This window comes from Haemophilus parainfluenzae (genome assembly GCF_014931375.1).
Lineage (GTDB): Bacteria > Pseudomonadota > Gammaproteobacteria > Enterobacterales > Pasteurellaceae > Haemophilus_D.
In genome coordinates this window covers 1474270-1486440 of sequence record NZ_CP063117.1, presented here as the reverse complement: position 1 = coordinate 1486440, position 12171 = coordinate 1474270, and the positions used below count along the sequence as shown (strand labels likewise).

Annotated in this window: 13 protein-coding genes; 5 read left to right on the top strand and 8 right to left on the bottom strand. The window is 38.8% G+C overall.

The features are described 5' to 3' along the window. The first annotated feature begins 31 nt into the window (after positions 1-31). Genes trpCF through trpA form a run of 4 tightly spaced genes read left to right on the top strand, consistent with a single transcriptional unit; the run spans position 32 to position 4265 of the window. The gene (gene trpCF, locus INP95_RS07235) at positions 32-1468 is read left to right on the top strand and encodes a bifunctional indole-3-glycerol-phosphate synthase TrpC/phosphoribosylanthranilate isomerase TrpF (RefSeq protein WP_197560421.1); all 1437 of its coding nucleotides are present in this window, start codon (positions 32-34) and stop codon (positions 1466-1468) included. 23 nt (positions 1469-1491) lie between these two features. Beyond that, a complete protein-coding gene (locus tag INP95_RS07230) occupies positions 1492-2250 on the top strand; it encodes an SDR family oxidoreductase (RefSeq protein WP_197545536.1) in 759 nt (252 codons plus the stop codon). 12 nt (positions 2251-2262) lie between these two features. Then, positions 2263-3459: a tryptophan synthase subunit beta gene (gene trpB / locus INP95_RS07225; protein ID WP_197545535.1), complete on the top strand. Its 1197-nt coding sequence runs from the start codon at positions 2263-2265 to the stop codon at positions 3457-3459. After that, positions 3459-4265: a tryptophan synthase subunit alpha gene (trpA, locus tag INP95_RS07220; protein ID WP_197560420.1), complete on the top strand. Its 807-nt coding sequence runs from the start codon at positions 3459-3461 to the stop codon at positions 4263-4265. The genes trpB and trpA overlap by 1 nt, the downstream gene beginning before the upstream one ends. A 50-nt stretch (positions 4266-4315) precedes the next feature. Here trpA and INP95_RS07215 read toward each other — a convergent pair whose 3' ends face one another. The 4 genes from INP95_RS07215 to rplM all read right to left on the bottom strand — a co-directional run bounded on the left by INP95_RS07215 (position 4316) and on the right by rplM (position 6468). Next, positions 4316-4762, bottom strand: coding sequence for a ClpXP protease specificity-enhancing factor (locus tag INP95_RS07215; protein ID WP_049368725.1), 447 nt, complete (start codon positions 4760-4762; stop codon positions 4316-4318). Next, entirely contained in the window at positions 4762-5400 is a 639-nt protein-coding gene (gene sspA, locus INP95_RS07210; protein WP_005696172.1) for a stringent starvation protein SspA, read from the bottom strand. Before sspA ends, INP95_RS07215 begins: the two co-directional genes overlap by 1 nt. Before the next feature lie 230 nt (positions 5401-5630). Continuing rightward, positions 5631-6023 carry a 30S ribosomal protein S9 gene (rpsI, locus tag INP95_RS07205; protein WP_005696173.1) on the bottom strand — a complete coding sequence of 131 codons (393 nt, stop codon included), beginning with the start codon at positions 6021-6023 and terminating at the stop codon, positions 5631-5633. Positions 6024-6039: 16 nt separating this feature from the next. After that, positions 6040-6468 carry a 50S ribosomal protein L13 gene (gene rplM, locus INP95_RS07200; protein ID WP_005628896.1) on the bottom strand — a complete coding sequence of 143 codons (429 nt, stop codon included), beginning with the start codon at positions 6466-6468 and terminating at the stop codon, positions 6040-6042. Between the two features lie 325 nt (positions 6469-6793). Here rplM and metF point away from each other — a divergent pair, with 325 nt between their 5' ends. After that, the gene (gene metF, locus INP95_RS07195; RefSeq protein WP_005697527.1) at positions 6794-7684 is read left to right on the top strand and encodes a methylenetetrahydrofolate reductase; all 891 of its coding nucleotides are present in this window, start codon (positions 6794-6796) and stop codon (positions 7682-7684) included. Between the two features lie 43 nt (positions 7685-7727). On the opposite strand, the gene INP95_RS07190 is transcribed toward metF, so the two are convergent. The 4 genes from INP95_RS07190 to pheS form a co-directional block, all read right to left on the bottom strand. Beyond that, entirely contained in the window at positions 7728-8213 is a 486-nt protein-coding gene (locus INP95_RS07190) for a C40 family peptidase (protein WP_049368724.1), read from the bottom strand. Positions 8214-8260: 47 nt separating this feature from the next. Beyond that, the gene (locus INP95_RS07185) at positions 8261-8560 is read right to left on the bottom strand and encodes an integration host factor subunit alpha (RefSeq protein ID WP_005697518.1); all 300 of its coding nucleotides are present in this window, start codon (positions 8558-8560) and stop codon (positions 8261-8263) included. Between the two features lie 13 nt (positions 8561-8573). Beyond that, positions 8574-10964 carry a phenylalanine--tRNA ligase subunit beta gene (gene pheT / locus INP95_RS07180; protein ID WP_197560419.1) on the bottom strand — a complete coding sequence of 797 codons (2391 nt, stop codon included), beginning with the start codon at positions 10962-10964 and terminating at the stop codon, positions 8574-8576. A gap of 75 nt (positions 10965-11039) precedes the next feature. Next, positions 11040-12029, bottom strand: coding sequence for a phenylalanine--tRNA ligase subunit alpha (pheS, locus tag INP95_RS07175; protein WP_049365446.1), 990 nt, complete (start codon positions 12027-12029; stop codon positions 11040-11042). Positions 12030-12171: the final 142 nt, after the last annotated feature.

Genomic DNA, 12171 nt, shown 5'->3' with positions numbered 1-12171 from the left:
GATTTGATAAGCCACAATAAGAAGAAAGATTATGATCACGCAAGATTTCACTAAACCAATTGACTCTGCGACGGTGCTGCAAAAAATCGTCTTAGACAAAGCACAATGGGTTAAGGCAAAGGAAGCTGAATTTCCGCTTTCACAATTTAAAGAAAACATTCAAAAATCTGACCGCTCTTTTTATGATGCGTTGGCTAAAGGCACCCATCAAAAACCGGCTTATATTTTAGAATGCAAGAAAGCTTCACCTTCTAAAGGATTAATTCGTGGTGAATTTAATTTAGATGAAATCGCCAATGTGTATAAACATTATGCATCAGCTGTTTCTGTACTAACGGATGAGAAATACTTCCAAGGTAAATTTGACTATTTGCCTCAAGTACGTGACGTTGTCTCACAACCTGTATTGTGCAAAGATTTTATGATCAGCGAATACCAGGTTTATCTTGCACGCTACTATCAAGCTGATGCTATTTTATTGATGCTTTCAGTGGTAAATGATGAAACCTATCGCGTATTGTCTGATCTTGCACATTCTCTCGGCATGGGCGTATTGACAGAAACCAGTAACGAGGAAGAGTTTGAGCGTGCCCTTGCATTAGGTGCGAAAATTATCGGTGTTAACAATCGTAATCTTCACGATCTCACTGTTGATTTAAACCGCGTGGTAGAACTTACACAAAAATATGCCAATCGCATTCCTGCTGATGCACGTATTATCAGCGAATCAGGGATTTATAATCACAGCCAAATTCGTGATTTGCAAAAAGTGGCACATGGTTTTTTAATCGGCAGTAGCCTAATGGGCAGTGCTGATTTAAACAATGCTGTGCGTGAAGTGATTTTTGGCGAAAATAAAGTATGCGGTTTAACTCGCACACAAGATGTCAAAGAGGTTTACGCAAACGGAGCATTATACGGCGGCTTAATTTTCGTCGAACATTCAAAACGCTGTGTGAGCCTACGTCAAGCCCAAGAATTAGTGACAGCATCACCACTTCGTTTTGTGGGCGTATTCCAGAATCAAGAAATTGATTTTATTGTAAAAATCGCTAAACAATTGCAGCTTTATGCCGTTCAGCTACACGGTTCAGAAACCGCTGAATTTATTACCGCACTTCGTCACCAACTGCCTGAAGAAATACAAATTTGGAAAGCCATTTCGGTGAATACTGAAGCGCAAAGTATGGTTGATTTTACTGATGATTTAAATATCACTCGCTATATTTTCGATAGCCAATCTGCTAATCAACAAGGTGGCACAGGAAAAACCTTTAATTGGTCCGTCATTCCTGAAAACTTGAAACACAAAATTATTTTGGCTGGTGGAATTTCACCTGACAATATTGAACAAGCCATTAAGCAAGGTTGCTTAGGGGTTGATCTCAATTCTGGTGTAGAAACTGCCGCTGGCGTGAAAGATAGCGAAAAAGTGCGGTCAGTTTTTAATAAGATTTTATCAAATTAATCTGATTGCTAAGGGGAAGCATTATGCAAAGAACAGCGTTAGTAACCGGCGCAACTGCCGGATTTGGTGCGGCAATTTGTCGCACACTTATTGAAAATGGTTATCGTGTAATTGGCACAGGGCGCCGCGTAGCTCGTTTAGAACAATTACAACAAGAATTAGGTGAAAACTTCCACTTTCTTGCCTTTGATATTTCAGATCGCCAAGCAACAGAAGATGCGTTCCATTCCCTTCCCTCTAATTGGCAATCCATTGATTTATTGGTGAATAATGCAGGTTTAGGATTAGGCTTAGAAAGTGCAGATAAAGCGAGTTTAGACGATTGGATGCAAATGATTGATACCAATATTAAAGGTCTCGTCACCATCACTCGTCTTGTGTTACCACAAATGGTTGAACGCAATTCAGGTCATATTATTAATTTAGGCTCAATTGCAGGTACTTATCCTTATCCAGGTGGCAATGTATACGGTGGCACTAAAGCTTTTATAAAACAATTTAGTTTAAATCTTCGAGCCGATCTTGCTGGTACACAAATTCGCGTGTCCAATGTTGAACCCGGTCTTTGTGGTGGAACTGAATTTTCTAATATCCGCTTTAAAGGTGATGATGCCCGAGCTAAAAAACTCTATGAAAATGTAGAATATGTCAGCCCACAAGATATTGCTAATATTGTGTTATGGCTCAATCAACAACCTGAACATGTCAATATTAATCGCATTGAAGTGATGCCTACTGCACAAACCTTTGCACCACTTAATGTCGCAAGAATTCAAAAATAACAAGGAAATATTATGTCAGCAACCCTTTTAAATCCTTATTTCGGTGAATTTGGCGGAATGTATGTACCGGAAATTCTCGTACCGGTACTACAACAGCTAGAAAAAGCCTTTGTTGAAGCAAAAGACGATCCTGAATTCCAACGTGAATTTCAAGATTTACTTAAAAATTATGCGGGCAGACCAACCGCACTTACCCTTTGCCGTAATTTAACCAAAGGCACAAAAGCAAAAATTTATTTAAAACGTGAAGATTTACTTCACGGTGGTGCCCATAAAACCAACCAAGTGTTAGGTCAAATTTTATTAGCAAAACGCATGGGTAAAACACGTATTATCGCAGAAACTGGTGCGGGCCAACATGGCGTGGCAACAGCCCTTGCTTGTGCAATGTTAGATATGCCTTGTCGTGTTTACATGGGGGCAAAAGACGTGGAACGCCAATCACCAAACGTATTCCGTATGCGTTTAATGGGCGCAGAAGTGATTCCTGTACAAAAAGGTTCTTGCTCATTGAAAGATGCATGCTGTGAAGCCATGCGTGATTGGTCAGCCAACTATGAAAACACCCATTATTTATTGGGTACAGCGGCAGGTCCTCATCCATTCCCGACGATTGTACGTGAATTCCAAAAAATGATTGGGGAAGAAACCAAACGTCAAATCTTAGAAAAAGAAGGTCGCTTACCGGATGCTGTCATTGCGGCAGTCGGTGGTGGTTCGAATGCGATTGGTATGTTTGCCGATTTTATTGATGAAAAAAGTGTACGCTTAATTGGTGTGGAACCTGCAGGTCATGGCATCGAAAGCGGTGAACATGGTGCACCATTAGGTCATGCAAAAGTAGGTATTTATTTCGGTATGAAATCACCTTTAATGCAAACTGAAGATGGCCAAGTGGAAGAATCCTACTCCATTTCTGCGGGATTAGACTTCCCTTCTGTAGGACCTCAACATGCTTACTTGCAAAGTATTGGTCGTGCAGAATACCCAAGCATTACAGATGATGAAGCGTTAAACGCTTTCCAAGAATTAGCAAAACATGAAGGGATTATTCCTGCATTGGAAAGTTCGCATGCATTAGCACACGCATTAAAAATGATTCATCAAGAACCGAATAAAGAACAAATTTTAGTGGTGAATCTCTCTGGTCGTGGAGATAAAGATATTTTCACCGTTGATAAAGTTTTAAAAGAAAAAGGAATGCAATAATGAGCCGTTTTGAAACTAAATTTGCAGAACTTGCAGCAAAAAAAGAAGGGGCTTTTGTACCTTTCGTGACATTATGCGATCCAACATTTGATCGCTCTTTTGAGATCATTTGCACGTTAGTCGAAAATGGCGCAGATGCGTTGGAATTAGGCTTTCCATTTTCTGATCCACTATTAGACGGTCCCGTTATCCAGGCGGCTAATAACCGTGCGCTCAATGCGGGCCATAGCACTGAAGACAGCTTTAAATTACTCGCTAAAGTGCGGTCAAAATATCCCGAGATTCCGATTAGCTTACTTCTTTGTGCGAATTTAATGTTTGCGAAAGGATTAGATAATTTCTATCAACGTTGTGCAGAGGTAGGCGTAGATGCGGTTTTAGTAGCAGATATTCCACTATTGGCAAAAGAAGACTATGTTCAAGCAGCTAAAAAGCATGGCATTCAACCTGTCTTTATTTGCCCACCAAATGCTGATGCTAAAACGGTACAAGGCGTTGCTGAAAACAGCGAAGGCTATACCTATTTAGTTTCTCGTGCGGGTGTAACAAGCGCAGAGAATCAAGCTCATGCCGCAAACTTAGATACGCTTGTAGAACAACTTAAAGCCCACAAGGCTCCACCAATTCTACAAGGTTTTGGTATTGCTCAACCTGCTCAAGTGAAAGAAGCCCTTCAACTAGGTGCAGCAGGCGCGATTTCTGGTTCTGCAACTGTAAAAATTATTGAGCGAAACTTAGATAATCAGGCTCAGTGCTTATCTGAACTAGCCGAATTTGTTCGCAATATGAAAGCTGCAACCAAATAATAAATAAAAAAAGTGCGGTTAAAATTAACCGCACTTTTATTTTTCTTTCATTAATCCACAATTCGTAAATGAGATGCTGATTTCTGTGGTTTCTTTTCAGTTTTAGGCTTATCTACCGCTTCTGCAAAGCTTAATGGCTGTTCTGATGTTGGCTCACGATTTAATTCATCGTAAATTTCTTCTGGCTCAAACATCACGCCATCACCATTTTCACGTGCATAAATAGCTAAAGCTGCGCCCATCGGAATATATAACTCACGAGCAACACCTTTAAAACGCGCATTAAACTGAATAAAATCATTCGTTAATTGCAAATTCCCTGTCGCCCCAGCAGAAAGATTTAAGACGATTTGCCCATCTTTCACGTATTCCACAGGCACATTGGTACCATAATAATTAGCATCCACCACTAAATATGGGGTGAAATCGTTATCCACTAACCAATCATAATAGGCTCTTAGTAAATAAGGGCGTTTTGGAGAAGGTGTATGGGTCATTATTTATCATCCATTAAATTTTTAGGTGCAGCTTCACCTACAGATTGTAAGAATGAATCACGGCTAAATACTCGATCCATATAGCCTTTGATTGCTTTGCTTCCTGTACCGCTAAATTCAACGCCCATATTACGTAGTTTCCATAATAATGGTGCAACATAGCAATCAACCAAGCCAAACTCTTCGCTCATAAAATAAGGAGTTTGTTGGAAGATAACCGATACCGCTAGCAATTCTTCTTTTAACTGTTTTAATGCTTCTTCACGTTCAACTTCTGTGCCTTTTTCAGCAATTTCTAATGTTGGATACCAATCTTGTTCGATACGTAACATTAAAAGACGGCTTTTCGCACGAGAAACGGGATAAACTGGCATAAGTGGAGGATGTGGAAAACGCTCATCAAGATATTCCATAATAATGCGTGAGCTAAATAATACTAAATCACGATCCACCAATGTTGGTAATGTGCCGTAAGGATTTAATTCCATTAAATCTTCTGATAATGCTTGCAAATCAACTTCTTCGTTTTCGTAAGCGACACCTTTTTCAGCTAAGACAATTTTTACCTGATGGCAGTAAATGTCATTTTTATTTGAAAAAAGAGTCATTACTGAACGTTTACTTGATGCATTGGACATTTATTCCTCCGAAGATCCAAAATAATCTATATACTTCTACTAAAAGTGGGCGATTATTTTAACATAACCGAGAGCCAAATTGCCAATATTTTCTTGTTTTTGTTTTAAAATCAATCAATTACAAATACATAACAAGAAATCAAAGAATGGTAATTTTTAATTAATTTATTTTTTACAGACACAAAAAAAGCAGAGATTGCTCTCTGCTTTCTTGAAACGATAATAAAAAATTAACGTTTGGAGTATTGTGGACGACGACGTGCTTTGTGTAAACCAACTTTTTTACGTTCAACGCGACGTGCGTCACGAGTAACGAAGCCAGCTGCACGAAGAGCAGGACGTAAAGTCTCATCATATTCCATTAATGCACGAGTGATACCATGACGGATTGCACCCGCTTGACCAGAAATACCACCACCTTTAACAGTGATGTATAGGTCTAATTTATCAGTTAATTCCACTAATTCTAACGGTTGACGTACGATCATACGAGCTGTTTCGCGACCGAAATATACGTCTAATTCACGTTGGTTGATAGTGATTTTACCACTGCCCGGTTTGATAAATACACGAGCTGAAGAGCTTTTGCGGCGACCAGTGCCGTAGTTTTGATTCTCTGCCATTTCCTAAACCTCGTGATTAAATGTCTAATACTTGTGGTTGTTGTGCTGCGTGTTGGTGTTCTGCACCTGCATACACTTTTAATTTACGGAACATTGCACGGCCTAATGGACCTTTTGGCAACATACCTTTAACCGCAATTTCAATCACCGCTTCAGGACGGCGAGCGATCATTTCTTTGAAAGTCGCTTGTTTAATACCACCTACATAGCCAGTGTGCCAGTAGTAAAGTTTATCTGTTTCTTTACGACCAGTTACTGCCACTTTGTCTGCGTTGATAACGATGATGTAATCACCAGTATCTACGTGTGGAGTGTACTCAGCCTTGTGTTTACCACGAAGACGGCGTGCTAATTCAGTAGCTAAACGACCTAAAGTTTTACCTGTCGCATCTACCACATACCAGTCACGTTTTACTGTTTCCGGTTTTGCTACAAAAGTTTTCATTAATTAATTACCAAAATATAAGTTTGATACCCAGTGTTTCATATCGAAACACAACCATTGATCTTAATCTACACCCCTTCGAGTGTGATCTCGATAAAATAATGCACGGTGGGAATCCGTGCATTTACAGGGTCGGCGTATTATACCTATTTTTAGAAAAAATGCTAACTTTTTGTGCAAATAAATTGATTTTCTTTTAAAATACAACGCACAATAAACAATCATTAATTTTATTCATTATTTTTATGAAATCATTGAAATTGACGCATATTAGTTCTTATCTTATGATAAGTACATTCTAATAAAAAACGTAAGAAGGCATGCTATGAGCTACGCAAACGAAATTAACACATTAAATCAACATCTTGCTGATACTAACAAAAAAATTAATGTCTCCTTTGAATTCTTTCCGCCTAAAAATGAAAAAATGGAAAGCATGCTTTGGGATTCCATCCATCGCTTAAAAGTATTAAATCCTAAATTTGTTTCCGTCACCTATGGTGCAAACTCTGGCGAACGTGATCGTACACATAGCATCGTGAAAGCCATTAAAGCAGAAACAGGCATAGAAGCCGCACCACATTTAACAGGTATTGATGCAACACCTGAAGAATTAAAAGAAATTGCAAAAGATTATTGGGATAGCGGTATTCGTCGCATTGTGGCATTACGCGGTGATGAGCCAAAAGGCTATGCAAAAAAACCTTTCTATGCGGCTGATTTAGTTGAACTACTCCGCTCCGTAGCTGACTTTGATATCTCCGTTGCAGCATACCCTGAAGTTCATCCTGAAGCAAAATCAGCACAAGCAGATTTAATCAATTTGAAACGTAAAATTGATGCAGGTGCGAATCATGTCATTACTCAATTCTTCTTTGATATTGACAGTTATCTTCGCTTCCGTGATCGCTGTGCATCCATTGGTATTGAGGCTGAAATTGTTCCGGGTATTCTACCTGTCACTAACTTCAAACAACTTCAAAAAATGGCATCATTTACGAATGTAAAAATTCCAGCATGGTTGGCTAAAGCATATGAAGGATTAGATGATGATCCTACTACTCGTAATCTCGTCGCGGCGAGTGTGGCAATGGATATGGTAAAAATCCTTTCTCGTGAAGGCGTGAATGACTTCCACTTCTACACATTAAATCGTAGTGAACTCACTTATGCGATTTGCCACACATTAGGCATTCGCCCTACAACAAATCCATAAAGAAAAAGTGCGGTTAAAATTAACCGCACTTTTTTTATTTCTACTATACTCGTCTAACTTGCCAAAAAGCTTTTTTCCAATAAGGGCTATTCATCGAAGAATAAATCACGCCACCTTTGGTTGAAGCATGTAAAAATTTATCTTCTTTCACATAAATCCCAACATGATAGCCATTTGGTCCACGTCCTGTTTTAAAGAAAATTAAATCGCCTGTTTGGATATCTTCTTTACGAACAAGTTTTCCGTAACCCGCTTGATCTTTCGTAGTTCGAGGAAGGTTGATATTAAAACGATCAATAAAGGTCTTTTGCACAAAACCAGAACAATCAATACCATCTCGAGATTGCCCACCTAAAATATAAGGTGTCCCCGCCCATTCATATTGTTGTTCGCTTAACATGGCAATGGCTATAATCGGATCACCAATCTGACCTTTATAGTTCATCGCATATTCTTCGCGAACACCACTTGAACAAGCAAAAAGCAAAAAACTTCCTGCGACTAAAAAAGCACATTTAATCTTATTCATGTTCTACCCTGACAAAAGTGCGGTCAAAAACGACCGCACTTTTCTTACTATTGTTTTGGCTTGGTATTTTCCACGCGAGCACGTAATTTTTGCCCAGGCTTGAATGCCACTACACGGCGCGCAGAAACAGGAATACTTTCACCTGTTTTTGGATTACGCCCTGGACGGGAAGCTTTATTACGAAGTTCAAAATTACCAAAACCTGATAATTTCACTTCGCCACCAGATTCTAACGATAAACGAATTTCCTCAAAAAAGTCTTCCACTAATGCTTTAGCTTCCGCTTTTTGTAATTGATACTTATCTAATAAGTATTCAGTAATATCAATTTTTGTAATCGTTGCCATGTTAGTCTCCTGTTTAGTCTCTAAGCTCCGAATTAAAGCGTTGTTTAACTTCGTTTAATACAGCAGAGATTACCGCATTAATCTCATCATCTTCAAGCGTTTTTTCATTATCTTGAATGGTTAAACTGATTGCTAAGCTCTTATGTCCGCTAGCAACGCCAATGCCTTGATATACGTCGAATAAATTGACTTGTGTTAATTTTTCTCCGCCGGCTTGTTTACATGCTTCGATAATATCGCCTGCAGGGACATTATCTGCAACAACTAAAGCTAAGTCACGACGGTTCGCTGGGAATTTTGAAATCTCTTTGGCTTGAACCACTCGACGATTTGCAATGGCATCCCATAAAATTTCAAAAACAACCGCTTTGCCATTTAATCCTAGTTTTTGAGCAATAAGTGGATGAATAGTTCCAATAAAACCAATTTCTTTTCCATCTAATTCAATTGCAGCAGATTGACCTGGGTGTAATGCACTGTATGCTTTTGCCACGAATTTAACTCGATTACCCACTTCGGTGAGAGAAAGAATACTTTCTAAATCACCTTTAAGATCAAAGAAATCAACCGTTTCTGCTTTACCTGTCCAACATTCTGATTTTGGTGTACCGGTAATCACACCTGCAAGAACAAATTCTTGGCGCATACCTAATTCTGCATTGGTATCAGGAACAAAACGTAATCCCGTTTCAAATAAACGCACGCGGTTTTGTTGACGATTTTGGTTGTATAGTACTGCACCGAGTAATCCACTTAACAATGAAACGCGCATTGCTGACATTTCAACTGAAATTGGATTTGGTAATACAAGTGCTTCAATTTCTGGATGAAGTAAAGTTTGTACTTTTGGATCAACGAAGCTATAAGTAATCGCCTCTTGATAATCTGCGTCAACAAGTGCGGTCTTAATTCGGCTTAAATCTAAATCAGACTCTTTATGCTCACGCATACGAAGATGTGCTAATGGTGCATTATTTGGAATGCTGTTATAGCCATAAATACGTGCTACTTCTTCAATGAGATCTTCTTCGATTTCAATATCAAAACGCCAGCTTGCTGAAGTCACGGTCCAAACATCATTAGCATATTTCACCGCAAAACCTAAACGCTCAAAAATCTCGGTCACGGTTTCAGTTTCGATATGATGACCTAATAAGCTATCTAATTTTTCACGACGTAAAGTGACTTCATTGACTTTTGGTAAATATTGCTCACTCACCACTTCACAAATTTCGCCTGCTTCACCACCACAAATTTCAAGTAACAATGCTGTTGCACGTTCCATTGCGTGACGTTGTAGCGTAAAATCAACACCGCGTTCAAAACGATGTGAAGAATCAGTGTGTAAACCGTATTGTCTTGCACGTCCCGCAATCGCTAATGGTGCAAAGAATGCTGCTTCTAAAATTACATCTTTTGTTGTTTCAGCATCAACACCGCTAGCTTGACCACCAAAGATACCTGCCATTGCTAATGGACCAGTTTGGTCTGCAATCACTAAAGTATTAGGCTGTAATTTTGCAGTTGTACCATCTAATAAAACAAGTTCTTCGCCGTTATTGGCTAAACGTACTTGAACAGGTTGAGACACTTTTGATGCATCAAAAGCATGCATTGGTTGACCTAATTCAAGTAAAACATAGTTGGTAATATCCACAATAGGATCGATAGAACGAATACCACAACGACGTAATTTTTCTTGTAACCAAATTGGTGATTGCGCTTTAACATTCACATTTTTCATCACGCGCAATAAATAACGAGGGCATGCTTCTGGCGCTTTTAATTCAATTTGAACTTTATCTGAAATCGTTGCAGGTACGGCATCAAAGTGTGGTTGATTAACAACTTGTTTATTCACCACACCAACTTCACGTGCAACACCTGCAATACTTAAACAATCTGCACGGTTTGGCGTTAAGCTGATTTCAATTGCTTTATCATCTAAATCTAAATATTCACGTAGATTTTTACCCACTGGTGCATCTAACGGTAGCTCAATAATACCATCTGCATCTACATCAATGCCTAATTCAGAGAATGAGCAAAGCATCCCTTCTGAAGGTTGGCCACGTAATTTAGTCTTCTTAATTTTAAAATCACCAGGTAATATCGCACCTTCAGTTGCACATGCCACTTTTAAACCTTGACGGCAATTTGGTGCACCACAAACGATATCCAATAAACGGTCGCCACCAACATTTACTTTAGTGACACGTAATTTGTCTGCATCTGGGTGTTGAGCACATTCAACAACTTCACCTACAACCACTCCAGTAAAGTCGCCTGCTACTTTTTCAACGCCATCAACTTCTAAACCAAGCATCGTGATTTGATCACATAACTGCTCTGTTGAAATTGATGGATTAACCCATTCTCTCACCCAATTTTCGCTAAATTTCATTATCTCTGTATCCTTTATTGATGAACGTGTTACGTTCTAAATTAATCATTATCGTCAATTTAACCAAACGGTTAATTACTTAAATTGTTTTAAAAAACGTAAGTCGTTTTCAAAGAATGAACGTAAATCTGTGACGTTGTAGCGTAACATGGTTAAACGTTCAACCCCCATGCCTACTGCGAAGCCAGAATATTCATTTGGATCAATACCTACGTTACGTAACACATTAGGATGCACCATACCACAACCTAGTACTTCTAACCATTTACCATTTTTACCCATTACATCGACTTCTGCAGAAGGTTCGGTAAATGGGAAGTAGGAAGGACGGAAACGAACTTGTAAATCCTCTTCAAAAAATGCACGTAAGAAATCGTGTAATAAGCCTTTTAACTCGGTGAAGTTTGCTTTTTTATCTACATAAAGCAATTCAATTTGATGGAACATTGGTGTGTGTGTTTGATCGTAGTCGTTACGATATACACGACCTGGCGCCATAATACGAATAGGTGGCTGCATTTTTTCCATGGTACGAATTTGCACACCTGAGGTTTGTGTACGAAGTAATAATTCAGGATTAAACCAGAATGTATCGTGATCAGCACGTGCTGGGTGATGTTTAGGGATATTTAATGCATCGAAATTGTAATAATCACTTTCAATTTCGGGACCGGTTTCCACAGAAAAACCTAACTCTGAAAAGAATTTTGTTACGCGATTGATGGTAATGGTCACTGGGTGTAAACCACCCGTTTCTGTTTTACGACCTGGAAGGCTCACATCAATGCGTTCTTTTTCTAATTTCGCATTGAGTTCAGCTTGTTCCCATTCTGCTTTTTTAGCATTTAAAAAATCTAACGCAGCTTGTTTCGCTTCATTGATTTTAGCGCCCATCGCAGGACGCTCTTCCGCTGCAACATTACGCAATTCCTGCATAAGTTGGGTAAAATGCCCTTTTTTACCAAAATATTCCACACGAATTTCATCTAATGTGGTTAAACTTTTATTTTCGATTTGTTCAATCGCCGATTTTGCTTTCTCAACAAGATCTTTCAGATGTTGCATAGTTTCCCCTGATTATCTTTTCTAACTAAAATACACCTAATGATAATACTAACTCATTAAAAAATCACGCGTTTCTTGTTGAATTGATGTTTCAGATGAAAAATGACAAAAATTTTTGCTATTTTTTGAGATATATCACAGT

Bases quoted from the DNA above. Each gene is read 5' to 3' on its own strand.
- trpA (WP_197560420.1), top strand. From the start codon at position 3,459: ATGAGCCGTTTTGAAACTAAATTTGCAGAACTTGCAGCAAAAAAAGAA.
- INP95_RS07230 (WP_197545536.1), top strand. From the start codon at position 1,492: ATGCAAAGAACAGCGTTAGTAACCGGCGCAACTGCCGGATTTGGTGCG.
- pheS (WP_049365446.1), bottom strand. From the start codon at position 12,029: ATGCAACATCTGAAAGATCTTGTTGAGAAAGCAAAATCGGCGATTGAA.
- INP95_RS07215 (WP_049368725.1), bottom strand. From the start codon at position 4,762: ATGACCCATACACCTTCTCCAAAACGCCCTTATTTACTAAGAGCCTAT.
- sspA (WP_005696172.1), bottom strand. From the start codon at position 5,400: ATGTCCAATGCATCAAGTAAACGTTCAGTAATGACTCTTTTTTCAAAT.
- trpCF (WP_197560421.1), top strand. From the start codon at position 32: ATGATCACGCAAGATTTCACTAAACCAATTGACTCTGCGACGGTGCTG.
- INP95_RS07190 (WP_049368724.1), bottom strand. From the start codon at position 8,213: ATGAATAAGATTAAATGTGCTTTTTTAGTCGCAGGAAGTTTTTTGCTT.
- pheT (WP_197560419.1), bottom strand. From the start codon at position 10,964: ATGAAATTTAGCGAAAATTGGGTGAGAGAATGGGTTAATCCATCAATT.
- metF (WP_005697527.1), top strand. From the start codon at position 6,794: ATGAGCTACGCAAACGAAATTAACACATTAAATCAACATCTTGCTGAT.
- rplM (WP_005628896.1), bottom strand. From the start codon at position 6,468: ATGAAAACTTTTGTAGCAAAACCGGAAACAGTAAAACGTGACTGGTAT.
- INP95_RS07185 (WP_005697518.1), bottom strand. From the start codon at position 8,560: ATGGCAACGATTACAAAAATTGATATTACTGAATACTTATTAGATAAG.
- trpB (WP_197545535.1), top strand. From the start codon at position 2,263: ATGTCAGCAACCCTTTTAAATCCTTATTTCGGTGAATTTGGCGGAATG.
- rpsI (WP_005696173.1), bottom strand. From the start codon at position 6,023: ATGGCAGAGAATCAAAACTACGGCACTGGTCGCCGCAAAAGCTCTTCA.